We start from the raw sequence: 20,163 nt of genomic DNA, 5'->3' as shown, positions 1-20,163 counted from the left end.
AAGAGGAGGGAGAGACTCCTATTTGCTTTCTTCCAGAGATCTTCTATTTAATGAACATAAAAAACTAGAGCGCTTGCTCTAGTTTTTTGGTTGTTGATGGGTGATATTCTTTCCCCAAGGGATGAGATTTTCTTTTTTCTCTTTGATCCGTTGGATATTCTCCTTGTGACGAAGAATGATCAAGGTCGCTAGTGCCAAGACAATGATTGTAAAAAGCGGATCATAGCTGTGCAAGATCCATCCAGTCAAAGGAAGAAGGAGGACCGAAAGAATGGCGAGTAGCGCAACGGTAACACTCGAAAACGAAATCATACTGGTTAAATACAGGCTGGCTACAAAATAAACAGCTAAAATGAGTAGCAGGATAGGCGAGAAACCAAGTAAGACACCAGCACTCGTCGCCACTGCCTTTCCACCCTTAAATCCAGCAAAAATTGGGAAAGTGTGCCCCAAAACGGCTAAGAGACCAAAGACCATCGGCGAGATCCCCTGAATTCCAAAGAAAGTCGGAAGGAGAACGGCCAAAGTTCCTTTCAAGAAATCAATCGCAAAGACAATGATTCCAGCTTTCTTCCCTAGAATCCGAAAGGTATTGGTCGTTCCAGTATTGCCCGAGCCATGTTCCCGTAAATTAATATGGAAAAAGATTTTCCCAATCCATAATCCCGAAGGAATGGAGCCTAACAGATAGGCTAAAATTAAAACACTTATTTCTTTTATCATACTTTCATTATATCAAAAAGGCATCAATAGAAAAAGCAATTTTTGGAGTTCAAGTGTGACATCTGAAGAAAGTGCCCAGCTAACATTTTTTACTAGGATATGGAAATCTCCATATAAAGAGAAAAAATTTTGCAAAATTTCCTAAAAAACTGTAATATAGAAAAGATGAACAAACAGGAGGTTCCTTGTGGCAAAAAAGGAAATCAATATTAATAATTATAATGACGATGCCATTCAGGTACTAGAAGGGTTGGATGCAGTCCGTAAACGTCCAGGGATGTATATCGGATCGACCGATGGAAATGGCTTGCATCACATGGTCTGGGAGATCGTGGATAATGCGGTCGATGAAGCCTTGTCTGGCTTTGGATCACAAATCGATGTAACGATTAATAAAGATGGTTCGCTATCGGTAGAAGACCAGGGACGTGGAATGCCGACCGGGATGCATGCTATGGGTAAACCAACCGTTGAGGTGATCTTTACGGTCCTCCACGCCGGAGGAAAGTTTGGTCAAGGAGGCTATAAGACATCTGGAGGTCTTCACGGAGTGGGATCTTCTGTCGTTAATGCCCTTTCTAGCTGGCTAGAGGTAGAAATTACGCGTGATGGAGCTGTCTACAAGCAACGTTTTGAAGATGGGGGAAAACCAGTTACGACTCTTGAAAAGATCGGCTCTGCTCCCAAGTCTAAGACAGGGACCAAGGTCACCTTCATGCCAGATCCAACCATCTTTTCAACGACGGATTTCAAATTTAATACCATTGCTGAGCGAATCAAAGAATCAGCCTTCTTGCTGAAGGACGTGACGCTGACGCTGACCGATCTCCGTAAGGAAGAAGACAACCATGTGGCCTTTCACTATGAAAATGGTGTCCAAGATTTCGTAGAGTACTTGAACGAAGACAAGGAAACTTTGACACCTGTTCTCTACTTTAGTGGCGAATCAGATGGTTTTCAGGTAGAAGTGGCCATGCAATACAATGATGGCTACTCAGATAATATCTTGTCCTTCGTTAATAATGTCCGCACTAAAGATGGGGGAACCCATGAGACGGGTCTGAAGACAGCCATTACCAAGGCTATGAACGACTATGCAAGAAAGACAGGACTCCTCAAAGAAAAAGACAAGAATCTGGAAGGATCAGACTACCGCGAAGGTTTGTCTGCTGTTCTTTCGATCTTAGTTCCAGAAGCTCATTTGCAGTTTGAAGGGCAAACCAAAGACAAATTAGGAAGTCCCTTGGCTCGTCCAGTCGTCGATAGCATTGTTTCTGATAAATTGACCTTCTTCCTCATGGAAAATGGGGAGTTGGCTTCCAATCTCATTCGTAAGGCTATAAAAGCCCGGGATGCGCGTGAAGCCGCTCGGAAGGCGCGGGATGAGAGTCGAAATGGCAAGAAGAGCAAAAAGGACAAGGGACTTTTGTCTGGTAAATTGACACCAGCCCAGTCTAAAAATCCTAAGAAGAATGAACTCTATCTAGTCGAAGGAGACTCAGCCGGCGGTTCTGCCAAACAAGGAAGGGACCGGAAGTTCCAAGCGATTCTTCCACTTCGTGGGAAAGTTCTTAATACTGAGAAGGCCAATATGAGTGATATCCTCAAGAACGAGGAAATCAACACCATGATCTACACCATCGGTGCTGGAGTTGGGGCAGATTTCTCAGTGGAGGATGCTAACTACGACAAGATCATCATTATGACCGATGCGGATACGGATGGGGCCCACATTCAGACCCTACTCCTAACTTTCTTCTATCGCTATATGCGCCCTTTGGTAGAAGCAGGGCATGTCTACATTGCACTTCCTCCTCTTTATAAGATGTCGAAAGGCAAAGGCAAGAAAGAAGAAGTAGCCTATGCTTGGACAGATAGCGAATTAGAAGAGTTGCGTCGGACCTTTGGCCGTGGAGCAACCCTCCAACGCTACAAAGGGTTGGGGGAAATGAATGCGGATCAGCTTTGGGAAACGACCATGAATCCAGAAACTCGTACCTTGATCCGTGTCACCATTGATGATCTAGCGCGTGCAGAACGCCGTGTCTCTGTCCTTATGGGAGATAAGGCTGCACCACGTCGTCAATGGATTGAAGATAACGTTAAGTTTACCTTAGAAGAAAATACAGTTTTTTAATCACTTTCTACTTATAAATTAAATAAGCTGGGATGTAGAAATGGTAAGGAATCGACATGAGAACTGATACAGAAATGATGAATCTGATTTTGCAGATAGCTGAGTCCTTGCAAGTGGAAGCAGTGGCCTTATCCGGTTCGCGAGCCAATCCTTGGGCACCCAAAGACGAGTTTCAAGATTATGATGTGGTCTATATAGTTGATGATCTGGAATACCTGATTTCAGATTTATCCTGGTTGGATCAGTACGGAAATCGACTCATCGAACAGCACAATGTCCTTGGACACCGTCGTCTGTATCTCATGCTCTTTGAAGATGGAAATCGCATTGATTTGACCCTCTGCCCCAAGGAGTATATCCAAGAGTGGGTGGATAGCGAAGCAAATTTTGAAGTTATAAAAGACGACAAAGGCTTGTTTGACTCTTACATTCCTAGTCCGAAGCGCTATTGGACCGCTCCGCCTACTGAAGAGGAATTTGCTGGATCCTGCAATGAATTTTGGTGGGTATCGGCTTATGTCGTAAAGGCCATTCGAAGAAATCAGCTCATCTATGCGACCGACCACCTCTATGGCATTTGCCAGCAAGAACTCCTCAAGGTCTTGGCTTGGCAGGTGACAAGTGATAGGGGAGCGGTTGATATCGGAAAGAATTACAAGTACCTCTTCCAGTATCTACCAGCTGAGCAAGAGAAGGAGTTCTCGGCTTTGCTTGATCTATCTAGTTTCGATAAAATCACTCAGTCTTTATTTTCCACCATGAAGGGATTCGATCGAGAAGCTCAAATTCTGGCCCAAAAGATGGGGTTTACTTACGATATGGAAGTTGCAGAGAAAATGACTTCTTATGCTAAAGAGAAACTTTCTAATCATTAATGAATCTATTTTAAACATCAGAAAGGAACGTTTGGTTACTTGGTGTGACTGAATTCCTTTTTCTACAAAAGACTACTCAACATTCTTTGAAAGGAGTTGAACACGCCCTGAGTGCTGTGTGAAAAAGATAAATTTCTTATTTTCACTTTGTATTTTACGGGCTTTGTATCTTATGTCTAATATTCAAAATATGTCCCTAGAGGACATCATGGGGGAGCGCTTTGGTCGCTACTCCAAATACATTATTCAAGAACGGGCTCTTCCTGATATTCGGGATGGCTTGAAACCAGTTCAACGGCGGATTCTTTATTCAATGAATAAAGACGGGAATACCCATGACAAGGGCTACCGCAAGTCTGCCAAGTCTGTCGGTAATATCATGGGGAATTTCCACCCTCACGGGGACAGTTCCATTTATGATGCCATGGTCCGCATGTCTCAAGACTGGAAGAACCGCGAGATCCTTGTGGAAATGCACGGAAACAATGGTTCTATGGACGGTGATCCACCAGCAGCCATGCGTTATACCGAAGCACGTTTGTCTGAAATTGCGGGTTATCTTTTGCAAGATATCGAAAAGAACACAGTACCATTTGCCTGGAACTTTGACGATACAGAAAAAGAGCCAACTGTTTTGCCGGCAGCCTTTCCAAACCTATTGGTCAATGGAGCTACAGGGATTTCAGCTGGTTACGCGACAGATATTCCGCCACATAATCTTGCTGAAGTCATCGATGCCGTAGTCTACATGATTGATCATCCATCTGCCAAGGTAGAGAAACTCATGGAGTTTCTACCTGGACCTGATTTCCCAACGGGTGCCATTATCCAAGGGCGTGATGAGATCAAGAAAGCTTATGAAACAGGTAAGGGACGGGTAGTTGTCCGCTCTAAAACCGAGATTGAGCAGCTCAAAGGAGGCAAGCAGCAAATTGTTGTTACCGAGATCCCTTATGAGATCAACAAGGCTGTTTTGGTCAAGAAGATCGACGATGTTCGTGTTAACAACAAGGTTGCAGGTATCGCTGAGGTTCGGGATGAGTCTGACCGAGATGGTCTTCGTATTGCCATTGAGCTCAAAAAAGATGCCAATGCAGACTTGATCTTGAACTACTTGTTCAAGTATACAGACTTGCAGGTCAACTACAACTTCAATATGGTGGCAATTGACAACTATACTCCTCGTCAAGTGGGGATCGTACCGATTCTCTCTAGCTACATTGCTCACCGTCGGGATATCATTGTCGCTCGCTCGCGCTTTGATAAGGAAAAGGCCGAACGGCGTCTCCACATCGTAGAGGGCTTGATCCGCGTCATTTCCATTCTCGATGAGGTCATTGCCTTGATCCGAGCTTCTGATAATAAGGCAGATGCTAAGGAAAACCTCAAGGTCAGCTACGATTTCACGGAAGAACAAGCAGAAGCTATTGTTACCTTGCAATTGTACCGCTTGACCAATACGGATATCGTCACCTTGGAAGAAGAGCATGCCAGTCTCAAGGAGCAAATCGCGACCTTGGCAGCCATCATTGGTTATGAACGGACCATGTTCAACCTCATGAAGAAGGAGTTGCGTGAAGTCAAGAAGCTCTTTGGTAATCCGCGTCGCAGTGAATTGCAAGACACGGCTAAAACGATTGAGATTGATACAGCCAGTCTCATTGTCGAAGAGGAAACCTTCGTCAGCGTAACCCGTGCTGGATATATCAAACGGACCTCGCCTCGTTCTTTCAATGCATCAACACTGGAAGAAGTCGGTAAGCGAGACGATGACGAGTTGATTTTCGTAGAGCCTGCTAAGACCACTCAGCATCTCTTACTCTTTACCAACTTGGGGAATGCCATTTATCGACCAATTCACGAATTGACAGATACCAAGTGGAAGGATATCGGAGAGCACCTCAGTCAAACCTTGACCAATTTCGAGCAAGAGGAAGAAATTCTCTTTGCGGAGATTGTGGATCAGTTTGAGGGAGTTACCTACTTTGCAGCAACCCAACAAGGTCAAATCAAGCGCTTTGAACGCAAGGAATTGAGCCCATGGCGGACTTATCGTTCTAAATCGACTAAGTATGCTAAGCTAAAAGATCAAGACGACCGTATCGTAGCAGTTGCTCCAGTTGTTCTTGAAGATATCATGATCATTACTAAAAATGGGTATGGGTTGCGCTTCAATATTGAGGAGGTCCCTGTCGTAGGAGCCAAAGCAGCAGGGGTCAAAGCCATTAACCTCAAAGACGGAGATCAAGTTGCTGCCGCCTTTAAGTCGACAACTCCAAGCATGTACATTCTGACTCAACGAGGCAGTCTCAAACGGATGTTACAAGACGATATTCCTGTGACCAGTCGGGCCAAACGGGGACTACAGGTCTTGCGTGAGTTGAAAAATAAACCACACCGTGTCTTTAAGGCAGGTCCAGTCTTCACTGACCAGGGAGATTTTGATCTCTTTACGAGCCAAGAAGAAGTGGCAGAGCAAGATCAAATCCTTCAAATCACTTCCACAACAGGTCAGGTAACAGAAGTTGATTTGACACAATTAAGCATTTCTGAAAGAACAAGCAATGGAACCTTTGTCAACGATACCATTTCAGATCAAGAAGTTTTTTCAGCTACTATCAAATAAAAGAAATCGTCGGTCCATTCTAGGACTGACTTTCTTTAAAAATAAATTTTCTGAAAATTGAAAATTTCGCTTGAAATTCTCATGAAATGGTGTACAATAGTGTACATAGATTGAGAAACTGAATCGACCTACATCAGATCGACTAGGAATAGAAAGAATTAAAAGGAGCACTATCATGACAGTATCACTTGATTGGGAAAACCTTGGCTTTTCATATATGAAATTACCTTATCGCTATTTGGCATATTATCGCAATGGAGCTTGGGAAAAAGGGGAATTGACAGAAGATGCGACTTTGCATTTGTCCGAATCTTCTCCAAGTTTGCATTACGGTCAGCAAGCCTTTGAAGGGTTGAAAGCCTACCGTACAAAAGATGGAAGCGTCCAATTGTTCCGTCCAGATCAAAACGCTAAACGTTTGCAACGCACAGCAGATCGGTTGCTGATGCCTCAAGTACCTGTTGACATGTTTGTAGATGCTTGTAAGGCAGTGGTAAAAGCCAATGAAGAGTATGTTCCACCATATGGTACAGGAGCTACCCTTTACCTTCGTCCACTTTTGATTGGGGTTGGTGATATTATTGGTGTGCATCCAGCAGATGAGTATATCTTTACCATCTTTGCCATGCCTGTCGGTAACTATTTTAAAGGTGGTTTGGTCCCAACGAACTTCTTGATTCAAGATGAGTATGACCGTGCTGCACCACATGGTACAGGGGCTGCAAAAGTTGGTGGGAACTACGCAGCTAGTATGTTGCCAGGTAAGATTGCGCATGATCGTAACTTCTCTGACGTGATTTACCTCGATCCAGCGACTCACACCAAGATTGAAGAAGTTGGTTCTGCAAACTTCTTTGGTATCACTGCTAATAACGAATTTGTGACGCCATTGAGTCCGTCTATTTTGCCATCGATCACCAAGTACTCTTTGCTTTACTTGGCAGAACACCGTCTTGGTATGACACCAATTGAAGGGGATGTCTTTATTAATGAGCTGGATCGCTTTGTAGAAGCAGGAGCTTGTGGTACCGCAGCTGTCATCTCTCCGATCGGAGGCGTTCAACACGGAGATGACTTCCATGTCTTCTATTCTGAAACAGAGGTAGGTCCTGTCACACGGAAACTCTATGACGAGTTGACTGGTATTCAATTTGGTGATGTCGAAGCGCCAGAAGGATGGATTTTCAAAGTCGATTAAACCGAAAGAGTCTGAAACAAAGTGTCTAGGCTTCAATGAGAACGAGTCTTAACGAAAGAACGCAGTAACTAATGTTTCTCTTCATTCGCTTTTAGGAATAGAAGAGTGCCGAATGACTCTTGCGGGGGTGGGATAAAGAAGGAATTACTAACTAAATTCTTTCTGCCCCACTCCCTTTTCTCTTGCGTCATCAAGAGAATTTTTGTAAAATAGAAAAAGTGAAAAGAGGGTTGAAATGAGTAAAAAAGATAAGAAAATTGAGATTCAAATCGTTGATAGTAAAGTAACCGTCGGAAAAGACACTTTTGATGGTTTCACTTTGTCCATTGGAAAGAAAACGATTGGTGAAATTGCAGATATGGCTGGTCAATATGCCATTATCAAAAATGGAAATGTGGATTCTCTTTACAAAAAACTTGAAAAAGCCGTTGAAATTTTGATAGAAAATTATAATTTGAATAAATAAGGGCTTGCAATCATAATAAATCAATGGTATAATAGATCCTGTTGATTTATATGGAGAGATAGCGAAGAGGCTAAACGCGGCGGACTGTAAATCCGCTCCTTCGGGTTCGGGGGTTCGAATCCCTCTCTCTCCATTAGCGTTCATTGTGACGATGATAAAGTGACTAATGTCAGCGCTCTTTTTGGGGTATAGCCAAGCGGTAAGGCAAGGGACTTTGACTCCCTCATGCGTTGGTTCGAATCCAGCTACCCCAGTTCTTAGGTAATATCAGATGAGTGATAAAATATCTATCCAGGTATTTTATTTCTTTATAGGATGAGTCGTTAAAGATTGTAGTTGATCTCATTGCGAGTGCTTGCTTAGGAAAAATAATTATAAGTATGTCAAGTTTTAGAAAACTTGATTGTTGGAGGATTTTTTAGATGAATGAATTTGAAGATTTGCTAAACAGTGTTAGCCAAGTTGAACCAGGTGACGTTGTTACTGCTGAAGTATTGACAGTTGACGCGAACCAAGCTAACGTTGCAATCTCTGGAACTGGTGTCGAAGGTGTCTTGACTCTTCGCGAATTGACAAACGATCGTGATGCTGACATCAACGACTTGGTAAAACCAGGTGAAACACTTGAATTGCTTGTTCTTCGTCAAGTAGTTGGTAAAGATACTGATACAGTAACTTACCTTGTATCTAAAAAACGTTTGGAAGCTCGCAAAGCATGGGACAAATTGGTTGGACGTGAAGAAGAAGTTGTTACTGTTAAAGGAACTCGCGCTGTTAAAGGCGGACTTTCAGTAGAATTTGAAGGACTTCGTGGATTTATTCCAGCTTCAATGCTTGATACTCGTTTTGTACGTAACACTGAACGTTTCGTAGGTCAAGAATTTGATGCTAAAATCAAAGAAGTAGATCCAAAAGAAAACCGCTTTATCCTTTCACGTCGTGAAGTTGTTGAAGCTGAATCAGCTGCAGCACGCGCAGAAGTATTTGGTAAATTGAACGTTGGTGATGTCGTAACTGGTAAAGTTGCACGTATCACAAGCTTCGGTGCTTTCATCGACCTTGGTGGTGTTGATGGATTGGTTCACTTGACAGAATTGTCACACGAACGCAACGTATCACCTAAATCAGTTGTAACTGTTGGTGAAGAAATCCAAGTGAAAGTTCTTGACTTGAACGAAGAAGAAGGTCGTGTATCACTTTCATTGAAAGCTACAACACCTGGACCTTGGGATGGCGTTGAACAAAAATTGGCTGCTGGTGATGTTATCGAAGGAACTGTTAAACGTTTGACTGACTTCGGTGCATTCGTTGAAGTATTGCCAGGTATCGACGGACTTGTACACATCTCACAAATTTCACACAAACGTGTTGAAAATCCAAAAGATGTTCTTAAAGTTGGACAAGAAGTAACTGTTAAAGTTCTTGAAGTAAATGCTGCAGATGAACGTGTATCACTTTCTATCAAAGCTCTTGAAGAACGTCCAGCTCAAGAAGAAGGCGAAAAACAAGAAAAACGTCAATCTCGCCCACGTCGTCCAAAACAAGAAAAACGCGACTTTGATCTTCCAGAAACTCAAACTGGATTCTCAATGGCTGACTTGTTTGGCGATATCGAATTGTAATATTCAAAAAGCTTACCTCTCGGTAAGCTTTTTTTACTTGTAAAATTCTCGAGAATTTGATATACTATAACAGTTGCCACCCTTAGTGTAATGGATATCACGTAAGATTCCGGTTCTTGAGATGGGGGTTCGATTCCCTCAGGGTGGATGATTCATAACGAGGCTCCTCGGAGTCTTTTTTGCTCTTTCTTGGAGGAACATGCAATGACAGTAAAATTAATCGCCCATACCTTGATTGAGAAAGACCGGAAGTATCTGCTTATCAAACGCTCGAAAATAAAGCGAGGTCTCCCTAATGTCTATCCATCTTATTGGGATATTCCAGGTGGAAGTGTAGAAGAGAATGAATTGCCCAGAGAGGCTGCTCTACGTGAGGCTATTGAGGAGGTTAATCAAAAGCTTCGGATTAATAAGATTATCCACGAAGATAGTCAATTTGATGCCAGCAAAGATACTGTCTTTACACGCCTAGTTTATGCTGGCGAGATTTTGGAAGAGCGTGATTTTATATTAGATCCAGAAGAGCATACAGACTTTAAATGGATTTCTTCTTTGAAAGACATAGAGAGCAATCTCGTTGTGCCTTATTTGCTTGAAATCCTTGCTGACAAATCCAAATAAAGCAGCTAAAAAACATCCCCTTTTAATAAGGAGATGTTTTTTTCTTAGTTTTTAGAAGCTTCTTGGAATTCAGGGTTTTTCCATGCTTCATCAATGATTGCTTGCAATTCATCAGCAGAAGCTTTCATTTTTTGTTGTTCTGCATCGTTCAATGGGATGTTCACTGGACGTACAATACCGTGTGCACCTACGATGGCAGGTTGACCGATAAAGACGTTGCTAACACCATATTGACCTTCTTGGAATACAGAAAGTGGAAGTACTGCATTTTCATCATCAAGGATTGCTTTAGTGATACGAGCAAGGGCAACAGCGATACCGTAGTATGTAGCACCTTTTTTGTTGATGATGGTGTAAGCAGCATCACGAACACCTTCGAACAATTCGATCAATTCAGTTTCTTGAACGTTTTGAGTGTCTTTAAGGAATTCTTCAAGGTTTACACCAGCGATGTTAGCGTGTGACCATACAGCGAATTCTGAGTCTCCATGTTCACCCATGATGTAGGCGTGCACTGAACGAGCATCAACGTCCAATTTTTCAGCAAGTGCTTGACGGAAACGAGCTGAGTCAAGAGAAGTACCAGAACCGATAACGCGTTCTTTAGGGAATCCTGAGAATTTCCATGTAGAGTATGTCAAAACGTCAACTGGGTTAGCAGCTACAAGGAAGATACCGTTAAATCCTGATTCAATAACTTGTGTTACGATTGATTTGTTAATGGCAAGGTTTTTACCAACAAGATCAAGGCGAGTTTCACCTGGTTTTTGAGGAGCACCTGCAGTAATTACAACAAGGTCAGCATCCGCACAGTCAGCGTACTCAGCCGCATAGATCTTCTTAGGTGAAGTGAAGGCAAGGGCGTGGCTAAGGTCAAGCGCATCTCCGACAGCTTTTTCGTGCAATTGAGGAATTTCGATAATTCCAAGCTCTTGTGCAATTCCTTGGTTGACAAGTGCAAATGCATAAGATGAACCTACGGCACCGTCACCGACAAGGATAACTTTTTTGTGTTGTTTAGTCAAATCCATGAGTCTAAACGTCTCCTTCATTTTTTTTTGAGATAGATTCTCATACGACTTCATTCTACCACTTTTGAAAGTCTTTGTCATCTGAAACAGTATGAATCCTTGATGTAAACGTTTTTACGTTTGTGTTCCTAAGAAGAAAAATAGGCTAAAATGTGTTATAATAGTATGGTGAATTAAGTAAAGAGAGGCATTTTTTGAATGCAGGATAATAATCTAATTGATGTGAATTTAACATCAGAAATGAAGACGAGTTTTATCGATTATGCGATGAGTGTTATCGTAGCTCGTGCCCTACCTGATGTTCGGGATGGTTTAAAACCCGTTCACCGTCGTATTTTGTATGGTATGAATGAATTGGGTGTTACGCCAGATAAACCACATAAGAAGTCAGCCCGTATCACAGGGGATGTTATGGGTAAATACCACCCACACGGGGATTCCTCTATTTATGAAGCCATGGTTCGGATGGCGCAATGGTGGAGTTATCGCTACATGTTAGTGGACGGTCATGGAAACTTTGGTTCTATGGACGGTGATGGCGCCGCTGCTCAACGGTATACAGAAGCCCGTATGAGTAAGATTGCTCTTGAAATGTTGCGGGATATCAATAAAAATACAGTTGATTTCGCTGATAACTATGATGCTAGCGAGCGCGAACCTTTGGTCTTACCTGCACGTTTCCCTAACCTTCTCGTCAATGGTGCTACTGGTATTGCCGTTGGGATGGCAACCAATATTCCTCCTCACAATTTGGGAGAAACCATTGATGCAGTGAAGCTGATGATGGATAATCCGGAGGTAACGACCCGTGAACTTATGGAAGTTCTTCCTGGTCCAGATTTTCCGACAGGTGCTTTGGTCATGGGGAAATCAGGTATCCACAAAGCCTATGAAACAGGAAAAGGATCAATCGTTCTTCGTTCTCGTACAGAGATTGAAGTGACCAAGAGTGGCCGTGAACGGATTGTTGTTACTGAGTTCCCTTATATGGTCAATAAAACCAAGGTGCACGAGCACATCGTTCGCTTGGTGCAAGAAAAACGGATCGAAGGGATTACAGCTGTACGTGATGAATCAAACCGTGAAGGGGTTCGTTTTGTGATTGAGGTCCGCCGAGATGCTTCGGCTAACGTTATTTTGAACAACCTCTTTAAGATGACACAAATGCAAACCAATTTTGGATTCAATATGTTGGCGATCCAAAATGGAGTTCCAAAGGTTCTTTCTCTTCGCCAAATTTTAGGTGCTTATATTGAGCACCAGAAAGAAGTGGTGACTCGACGGACCATCTTTGATAAAGAAAAAGCGGAAGCACGTGCCCATATCTTAGAAGGTTTGCTCATCGCCTTGGATCACATCGATGAAGTGATCCGGATTATCCGCAATAGCCAGACAGACGCTGAAGCACAAGCTGAATTGATGTCTAAATTCAAGCTTTCTGAACGTCAAAGTCAAGCCATTTTGGACATGCGTCTTCGTCGTTTGACCGGTTTGGAACGAGACAAGATCCAGAGTGAATATGACGACTTGGTTGCCCTGATTGCTGATTTGGCTGATATTTTGGCTAAACCAGAGCGTGTGGCGACTATCATCAAGGAAGAATTAGAAGAAGTCAAACGCAAGTTTGGCGATGCTCGTCGAACTGAGTTGATGGTAGGGGAAGTTCTTTCTCTTGAAGATGAGGACTTGATTGAAGAAACAGATGTCTTAATTACCCTTTCTAATAAAGGATACATCAAACGTTTGGACCAAGCTGAATTTACTGCACAAAAACGTGGTGGACGTGGGGTCCAAGGAACCGGTGTGAAGGACGATGACTTTGTTCGTGAATTGGTTTCTACGAGCACCCATGATCATTTGCTCTTCTTTACCAATAAGGGGCGTGTCTATCGTCTGAAAGGTTATGAGATTCCAGAATATGGCCGGACAGCTAAAGGATTACCAATCGTCAACCTCTTAAAATTGGACGAAGGTGAATCGATTCAAACCATTATCAATGTGGAGCAAGATCGCAGTGATGAGTCTTATCTCTTCTTTACGACGCGACAAGGTGTAGTCAAGCGCACTAACGTAGCAGAATTTTCAAATATCCGTCAGAACGGTCTGAAAGCTCTGAACCTACGGGACGAGGATGAATTGATCAATGTCTTCCTTACAGATGGCAATACTGACGTCATTATCGGTACCAAATATGGATATTCAGTCCGCTTTAATGAGGCAGTAGTTCGGAATATGGGACGTTCTGCTACAGGTGTACGTGGTGTGAATCTCCGTGATGGAGACAAGGTTGTTGGGGCAAGTGTTATTACCGACCAGGACGAAGTATTGGTCATTACTGAAAAAGGGTATGGTAAGCGGACGATAGCTGGCGAATACCCAACCAAGGGCCGTGGTGGTAAAGGAATCAAAACAGCCAATATTACAGAGAAAAATGGTCCGTTAGCTGGTCTTTTAACCGTTAAAGGGGATGAAGATCTGATGATCATTACCGATACCGGAGTTATGATCCGGACAGGTGTGGCTGACATTTCTCAAACGGGTCGTTCGACTCAGGGTGTGAAAGTCATGAGACTGGATCAGGATGCGAAAATTGTGACCTTTACAACTGTCCAGCCTGATGAAAAAGATGAAGAAGTAGTGGAAGAAAACGAATAGATAAGGGGACAGCATGTCACGCAAAAGAAAAAAGAAAAAGAGTTTACGCAATACTCTTATCAACATCGTTGCAACACTTTTGATTATTCTCTCGCTTCTCTTGATTTTCAATGCTCCGATCCGAAACATGATTATGGTTTGGCATACCAACCAATATCAGGTTAGCAAGGTCGATAAAAAAACCATTGATAAGAATAAAGAAGTGAAGACGAGCTTTGATTTCCAACATGTCCAGTCACTTTCGACGGAAGCTGTCATCAATGCCCAATGGCAAGCTCAAAAACTACCAGTAATTGGGGGAATTTCGATTCCTGAATTAAACATGAACCTTCCGATCTTTAAGGGGCTTGAAAATGTAGCCCTCTACTACGGAGCAGGGACCATGAAGGAAAACCAAGTCATGGGACAAGGCAATTATTCTCTTGCTAGTCACCACGTATTTGGCCTAACTGGAGCAAATGCCATGTTATTCTCACCATTAGAGAAAGCCAAGGCGGGTATGAAGATCTACATCACGGATAAAGAAAAAATCTATACTTATGTCATCTCGTCTGTTGAGACAGTGACTCCAGACCGTGTAGATGTTATTCAAGATCGTGAAGGCGTTAATGAGATCACCTTGGTGACCTGTGAGGATGCTGCAGCGACTTACCGTACGATTGTAAAAGGAAATTTGGAAACCTCTGTTGACTATGACAAGGCTCCAAAAGACATCCTGGATTCATTCAGCAAGTCTTATAATCAAATGCAACTTTAAGAAAATAAAGCCCGAGACAGAAATGTCTGGGCTTTTTCTATGTAGGAAGCTAGGAGAAATTCTTGTAAAATTGTAAGAGATTGGTAATATAATGTAAGGAACTTGTCATAATATTAAGGGAAAATCAGTATATAATAAAGGGGAAAGAGTATGATAAGGAGGTAGAATAGTGACAAAAGAGCGAATTTATCATCTCTTGCATCATTTCTATAATCTCTTAGTAAACGATTTTCCACGAAATGGTTTAATTACGAAAGGAATCTATGAAGTAGAGCAGGTCTACCAAGCTTTAGAGGCCATTCCTCAGAGCCAGGAGTACTTGATTCGCTGTGAAATTCAACAGTTTTTAAAAGAGCTTGAACAAGTTCAAACAGGTTACCAGATCCGCTTTAATAAAGATGAAGTCTTAGTGTTAGATGATTTGAAGGAAGAAATCGCCTGTAAATAATGCAAGGTCGTCGTTTTCTCTATTTATTACGAATTAATAAGTGAGGAGGAAATTATGTACGACATATCATTTATTGAACCATCTTTGCTTCCTAGAGAACGTTTGGTTTCTGAAGGGGTAGATAAGCTGAGTCATCAAGAATTGCTATCCATTCTCTTACGGACAGGTAATAAGAAAAAAAGCGTTTATGAGATTGCACAAGGTCTTTTGAGTTCGGTTAATAGTTTAAAGGAGTTAAGTCAATTAACCCTAGAGGAGCTGCAGGAAATCTCTGGGATTGGCCGGGTGAAGGCCATCGAACTTCAGGCTGTGATTGAGTTTGGACGAAGGATTCATAAAGACGAATTGATGAGTTCTGAACAAATCATGAGCAGCCAGAAATTGGCCCATAAAATTCAACAGGAAATCGGCCATAAGAAACAGGAGCACCTGGTTGCCCTCTATTTAAATACGCAGAATGAAATTATTCATCAGCAGACCATTTTTATTGGAACCGTGAATCGAAGTATTGCGGAGCCACGTGAAATCCTGCATTATGCACTGAAGCACATGGCAACCTCTATCATCTTGGCTCACAATCATCCATCTGGTGCCGTATTTCCAAGTAAAAATGATGATGAAGTAACACATCGAGTCTTAGAGGCCTGTGAAGTGATGGGTTTAACCCTATTAGATCACTTGATTGTATCTGAAGAAAACTATTATAGTTACCGTGAAGAGACAGATTATTTGGTATAAAAAAGAGAGTGGGACAGAAATCAGTAATTCGTTAGAATTCGATTTCGTCGTCCCACCTCCGCACAGTTGAGTAGGACTGTAAAAGCTGATGAAATCAGCGTAGTAGAGCCCACTCAACCACTGCGTCTTGCTCGACAATCCAAAAATAATTGAGAGGCTAGGACTTTTGTCCCAGCCTCTTTTCTTGTTAATGTATAAATCTTTATTCTTCGTTTTTTCGCATGAAATAAAGGAGTGTTTGCAATTCACTGGTGAGATCGACATATTGGACGACGACGTCTTTAGGAACTGTCAGATGGACCGGAGAAAAGCTTAGAATTCCTTTGACACCGGCATCTACTAAAAGACTAGCCACTTCCTGCGCTTTAATACTTGGGACAGTTAAAATTGCTGTTTGAATGCCTTCTTTTTTGAGATTCTCTTTGATCGTAGAAATCCCATAAATGGGGATCCCATCCTTACTTTTGGTATTAATCAGTTCATGATCATCTAGATCAAATGCCATGACAATTTTCATCTTATTGCGTTCATGGAAGCGATAGTTGAGAAGCGCACTTCCCATATTTCCGATCCCCACAATAGCGACATTGGTAATGGCATTATCATTTAAGAGATCGGCAAAGAAGTTCATCAGTTTTTTTACGTCATAACCAAATCCCCGTCTTCCTAATTCACCAAAATAAGAAAAATCTCGGCGAACGGTAGCAGAGTCAATCCCAATTGCATCAGCAATTTGCTTTGAATTGGCGCGCTCTATTTTTTCAGAGTTAAAGCGTTTAAAAATGCGGTAGTAGAGCGATAAGCGTTTTGCTGTTGCGCGTGGAATTGGAGTATTTTTATCATGTTTCACAATATCACAACCTTTCCCTCTTATTGTATAGGAAGATTGTGAAAAAATCAACTATCTAGAATCGTTTTTCAAAAATATTTTCGTCTAAAGAAAAAGCTGATGGCGATGGGAGAGTTCCATCAGCATCAGCTTAGTTTTCAGCTTGTTCTACCTTTTTCAGATAAGCATAGAGCCCATCGACCCGTCCTGTATAGGGGAGCTTTTCCCCCTTGTATTCAATGGATACGATTGAGTAAGAGTCAGGCAGGGTTACACAGCCTGAAAAAGCTAGGATACAGGCTGCAAGGTCAGGATAAGTAGTCGTTCGTTCTACTTGGTAAGCATCGATATAAGTTAAGGTTACCATATTAGACCTCTGTTTTGTTGAAAATTTCTCTTTCGACAAGACTATCCATTAGGAAATAGAATTTTTGTTGGATGATATCATTCTCTGGATTTTTAAAGATATTAACCAGGCGAAGTCCAGACTTGTCAGTAATATTGATCTTAAAACCTGTCAAATCTTTATTGAAAATGATTTTAAGTAGGAAGCCTTCGCCGCTATTTGGAACGACTTCGAGCAAACGATTTAACTCGTAATTTCCAACTTTTGTAACAGCGAATGTATTGTCACGTAAGGTATATTTTTTAACATTTGGGTGTAGACTATAGGTATATTTGCAGTCTTTCAATGAAACACTTGTTTCAAAAGCCATATTGTTCTCCTATGATAAAATTTCTTTAAGTTTTGAGAGGAAGTCTTGAACCTCCTCTACGGTATTGAGTTCTGAAAAACTAATTCGAAGGGATTCTTTTAGGCGTGAGCTATCTTTTCCATAGAGTGCCTCAAGGACATGGCTGGGTTGAACTGTACCGGCGGTACAAGCAGAACCTGTAGAGACAGAAATTCCAGCAAGATCGAGTCGCATCAATAATACATCATTTTGGACACCCGGAAAGCCAAGGTTCCAAACAAATGGAAGATGATCGTCATTCGCATTTACGTAGTAGTCGTAGTCTGTTAAACCATTAACTAGTTCTTGGCCAAGTTTTTGAACCTGGTTGAAATTTTCTTCTTGATGAAGTGTAGCTTGCTGAAGCGCGGTTGCCATCCCGACAATAGAAATGAGATTTTCCGTACTGGCTCTCATCTTACTTTCCTGATCCCCACCATGTAAAAGATTATCAAAATCTGGGGAGGTTGCATAAAGGAAACCGACGCCCTTTGGTCCATGGAATTTGTGGGCAGAAGCACTGAGAAAATCAATTCCCAACTCTTCAGGATAGACAGGGACCTTTCCGATTGCTTGGACAGCATCAACGTGAAAGGCAGCTGGATGATCTTTTAAGAGTTCTCCGATTTCTTTAATCGGAAGAAGATCGCCTGTCTCGTTATTGGCAAACATGGTAGAGACAAGAATGGTATCCGGTCTAAGAGCCGCCTTGATATCACTAGCCTTAATGCGTCCATCTCTTGGTTGGACGATCGTAACTTCAAATCCGAAACGTTCTACAAGATATTCGATGGGTTCAAGAACCGCATGGTGTTCCAAAGCGGTCGTAATGATGTGTTTGCCATCTGCTTGGTGTTTCAAGCAGTAGCCTTTTATAACGGTATTATTACTTTCTGATCCACCTGAAGTGAAGAAAATACGATTTGGAAGAGTATGGAGAGACTGAGCAATTTGCTCGCGAGATTCTCGGAGAAGTTTACTAGCCATCCGTCCATGAGCATGAAGGCTCGATGGATTTCCAAAAGTGGTCTTCATAGTTTCAGACATTTTATCAATGACTTCAGGTAGAAGGGGAGTTGTTGCGGCATTATCAAAATATATCACATTAAGACCTTATTTCTTATGGTAGGCAAATAGAGGACTAACAGGTTTTCTTTCTTGAATGCGAACAATAGCTTCAGCGATCAGTTCGCTAGCTGTCAGATAGTTAATATTTTTTGGTGTTGGTCCATTTGGAGCAACAGAATCGGTTACTAAGATTTCTTTGATCGGAGCTTGGTCTAATAATTCAACAGCTCCTTTTACAAATAAACCATGGCTTGATACAGCATAAATTTCAGTAGCACCTTCGCGTTCGACGATTTTCGCAGCTTCTGAGAATGTCTTACCAGTATTGAGGATATCGTCAATCAAGATCGCTTTCTTATCTTTGACATCCCCGATAATATAGCCATAATCACGGTTTGCATCATCTTGCTCGTAATCAATGATCGCAATCGGTGCATCAAGATATTCCGCTAAACTACGAGCCCGTTTGACACCTGAATTTTTAGGACTGACGACGACGACATCAGGACCAGTTAGACCTTTGTTGATGTAGTGCTCTGCAAAAAGTGGAATGGTAAAGAGGTTATCCACGGCAATATCGAAGAAACCTTGAACCTGCACTGCATGGAGATCCAGTGTGACGACACGATCCACCCCAGCTTTGACCAACATGTTTGCGACGAGTTTAGCAGTGATTGGTTCACGAGGAGCAGCAGTCCGGTCTTGGCGAGCATAACCGAAGTAAGGCATGACCACATTGACAGTATTTGCGCTGGCCCGTTGGCAAGCATCTACCATAATTAACAGTTCCATCAAGTGATTGTTGACAGGGAAACTGGTTGATTGAATGATATAAATATCATATCCACGAACACTTTCCTCAATATTGACTTGGATTTCACCATCTGAGAATTGACGGGATGAAATTTTCCCAAGTGGAACCCCAGCATGATCCGCGATTTTTTGCGCAATCTCTGGATTTGAATTGAGAGAGAAGAGCTTCATATTTTTTTTATCTGACATGTGATTCCAACCTCATTTAGATTTTTGATCTTAGCACTATTTTAGCAAAAATTTGCGATAATTTCAGCTATTTTACAATCTTTCCGCCAATCTTGCGATTTTATTTTTTGCAGCTTTGTAGACGATTCCATGCTCTTTGATGAACTGATGGAAATTTTCTTCCTGCTCAGCGGTTTCGACCTCGATTTCTAATTCATAATCTTCAGTGTCTAGATAGAGACTGTGGTCTAGTGCCACCAATCCTGCAGCTGTTTCTTTTTCGAATCGTTCTGTTGTAAGGCTTCCCCAGACAGCGAGTTGCTCAACAGAGATTTCTTTAGAGATTAAGAGGTTTTTGATTTCTCCGTCAGGAAACTGTTGGTGTTGAAGGATCGCCTCGGTTTCTTCTGGGCTGAGGTTTTGATTGTACTCGAAATGGCCAACTGCCTCAGGGACTTTGAGAGTCAACTCAGCTTGATCTGTGAAAGTACGCACCCGCAAGGCCATTTTTTCCTTACGGATGAGCTGGTCGGGGGTATCGATATAGTGATTGGTTTGGACAACCAATTCTGTATCATCAAAAAGTGGAAGGAGGGATTGGTATTCCTCCTTGTCTAGCAAGGTTTTGTATTCAATTTCTAAATGGTTCATTTT

Annotated in this window: 19 protein-coding genes and 3 tRNA genes; 14 read left to right on the top strand and 8 right to left on the bottom strand. The window is 42.1% G+C overall.

Annotation, left to right across the window (positions count from 1 at the left end; genetic code table 11):
- Positions 1-78: 78 nt before the first annotated feature.
- Positions 79-723, bottom strand: coding sequence for a glycerol-3-phosphate 1-O-acyltransferase PlsY (plsY, locus tag QM870_RS06655; RefSeq protein ID WP_414369127.1), 645 nt, complete (start codon positions 721-723; stop codon positions 79-81).
- Positions 724-910: 187 nt separating this feature from the next.
- On the opposite strand from plsY, the gene parE reads away from it, so the two are divergent.
- The 10 genes from parE (at position 911) to QM870_RS06605 (ending at position 10,268) form a co-directional block, all read left to right on the top strand.
- Entirely contained in the window at positions 911-2,860 is a 1,950-nt protein-coding gene (parE, locus tag QM870_RS06650; RefSeq protein WP_003007156.1) for a DNA topoisomerase IV subunit B, read from the top strand.
- Positions 2,861-2,916: 56 nt separating this feature from the next.
- Entirely contained in the window at positions 2,917-3,735 is an 819-nt protein-coding gene (locus QM870_RS06645) for an aminoglycoside 6-adenylyltransferase (RefSeq protein ID WP_414369125.1), read from the top strand.
- Between the two features lie 172 nt (positions 3,736-3,907).
- Positions 3,908-6,361 (top strand): DNA topoisomerase IV subunit A, encoded by a 2,454-nt coding sequence (gene parC, locus QM870_RS06640; RefSeq protein ID WP_414369124.1) that lies wholly within the window; start codon positions 3,908-3,910, stop codon positions 6,359-6,361.
- 175 nt (positions 6,362-6,536) lie between these two features.
- Entirely contained in the window at positions 6,537-7,559 is a 1,023-nt protein-coding gene (locus QM870_RS06635) for a branched-chain amino acid aminotransferase (protein ID WP_414369122.1), read from the top strand.
- Positions 7,560-7,794: 235 nt separating this feature from the next.
- Positions 7,795-8,025 (top strand): DUF2969 domain-containing protein, encoded by a 231-nt coding sequence (locus QM870_RS06630; RefSeq protein WP_023918020.1) that lies wholly within the window; start codon positions 7,795-7,797, stop codon positions 8,023-8,025.
- Positions 8,026-8,077: 52 nt separating this feature from the next.
- Positions 8,078-8,158 (top strand) — tRNA-Tyr (locus QM870_RS06625).
- Between the two features lie 49 nt (positions 8,159-8,207).
- Positions 8,208-8,279: transfer RNA gene (locus QM870_RS06620), tRNA-Gln, on the top strand.
- A gap of 168 nt (positions 8,280-8,447) precedes the next feature.
- Positions 8,448-9,647 carry a 30S ribosomal protein S1 gene (gene rpsA, locus QM870_RS06615; RefSeq protein WP_003011990.1) on the top strand — a complete coding sequence of 400 codons (1,200 nt, stop codon included), beginning with the start codon at positions 8,448-8,450 and terminating at the stop codon, positions 9,645-9,647.
- Between the two features lie 76 nt (positions 9,648-9,723).
- Positions 9,724-9,795 (top strand) — tRNA-Arg (locus tag QM870_RS06610).
- A gap of 56 nt (positions 9,796-9,851) precedes the next feature.
- Positions 9,852-10,268, top strand: a complete 417-nt coding sequence (locus tag QM870_RS06605; protein ID WP_414369120.1) for an NUDIX hydrolase — start codon at positions 9,852-9,854, stop codon at positions 10,266-10,268.
- A 44-nt stretch (positions 10,269-10,312) separates the two neighbouring features.
- Here QM870_RS06605 and QM870_RS06600 read toward each other — a convergent pair whose 3' ends face one another.
- A complete protein-coding gene (locus QM870_RS06600) occupies positions 10,313-11,299 on the bottom strand; it encodes an L-lactate dehydrogenase (RefSeq protein ID WP_021153137.1) in 987 nt (328 codons plus the stop codon).
- Positions 11,300-11,497: 198 nt separating this feature from the next.
- On the opposite strand from QM870_RS06600, the gene gyrA reads away from it, so the two are divergent.
- From gyrA to radC, 4 genes are all read left to right on the top strand, one after another.
- Positions 11,498-13,954 carry a DNA gyrase subunit A gene (gene gyrA / locus QM870_RS06595; protein WP_061591391.1) on the top strand — a complete coding sequence of 819 codons (2,457 nt, stop codon included), beginning with the start codon at positions 11,498-11,500 and terminating at the stop codon, positions 13,952-13,954.
- Positions 13,955-13,967: 13 nt separating this feature from the next.
- Positions 13,968-14,711 (top strand): class A sortase, encoded by a 744-nt coding sequence (locus QM870_RS06590; RefSeq protein ID WP_014713268.1) that lies wholly within the window; start codon positions 13,968-13,970, stop codon positions 14,709-14,711.
- Between the two features lie 169 nt (positions 14,712-14,880).
- The gene (locus QM870_RS06585) at positions 14,881-15,159 is read left to right on the top strand and encodes a hypothetical protein (protein WP_049474901.1); all 279 of its coding nucleotides are present in this window, start codon (positions 14,881-14,883) and stop codon (positions 15,157-15,159) included.
- Positions 15,160-15,213: 54 nt separating this feature from the next.
- Positions 15,214-15,897, top strand: a complete 684-nt coding sequence (radC, locus tag QM870_RS06580; protein ID WP_024056079.1) for a RadC family protein — start codon at positions 15,214-15,216, stop codon at positions 15,895-15,897.
- A 202-nt stretch (positions 15,898-16,099) separates the two neighbouring features.
- Here the strand turns inward: radC and QM870_RS06575 are convergent, their stop codons facing one another.
- The 6 genes from QM870_RS06575 to QM870_RS06550 all read right to left on the bottom strand — a co-directional run bounded on the left by QM870_RS06575 (position 16,100) and on the right by QM870_RS06550 (position 20,160).
- On the bottom strand, positions 16,100-16,747 hold the full coding sequence (locus tag QM870_RS06575; RefSeq protein ID WP_070594553.1) for a redox-sensing transcriptional repressor Rex: 648 nt from the start codon (positions 16,745-16,747) through the stop codon (positions 16,100-16,102).
- Between the two features lie 130 nt (positions 16,748-16,877).
- A complete protein-coding gene (locus QM870_RS06570) occupies positions 16,878-17,093 on the bottom strand; it encodes a DUF4649 family protein (protein ID WP_049472497.1) in 216 nt (71 codons plus the stop codon).
- A gap of 1 nt (position 17,094) precedes the next feature.
- A complete protein-coding gene (locus QM870_RS06565; protein WP_070594554.1) occupies positions 17,095-17,442 on the bottom strand; it encodes a DUF1831 domain-containing protein in 348 nt (115 codons plus the stop codon).
- 9 nt (positions 17,443-17,451) lie between these two features.
- A complete protein-coding gene (locus QM870_RS06560) occupies positions 17,452-18,564 on the bottom strand; it encodes a cysteine desulfurase family protein (protein WP_070594555.1) in 1,113 nt (370 codons plus the stop codon).
- Positions 18,565-18,573: 9 nt separating this feature from the next.
- A complete protein-coding gene (locus QM870_RS06555) occupies positions 18,574-19,530 on the bottom strand; it encodes a ribose-phosphate diphosphokinase (RefSeq protein ID WP_003007186.1) in 957 nt (318 codons plus the stop codon).
- 72 nt (positions 19,531-19,602) lie between these two features.
- Positions 19,603-20,160 (bottom strand): CYTH domain-containing protein, encoded by a 558-nt coding sequence (locus tag QM870_RS06550; protein WP_070505600.1) that lies wholly within the window; start codon positions 20,158-20,160, stop codon positions 19,603-19,605.
- Positions 20,161-20,163: the final 3 nt, after the last annotated feature.

The organism is Streptococcus parasanguinis, assembly GCF_047463195.1.
Classification (GTDB): Bacteria; Bacillota; Bacilli; order Lactobacillales; family Streptococcaceae; genus Streptococcus; species Streptococcus parasanguinis_R.
Note: the sequence above shows the minus strand (reverse complement) of the source record. Positions and strands in the feature narration are given on the sequence as shown.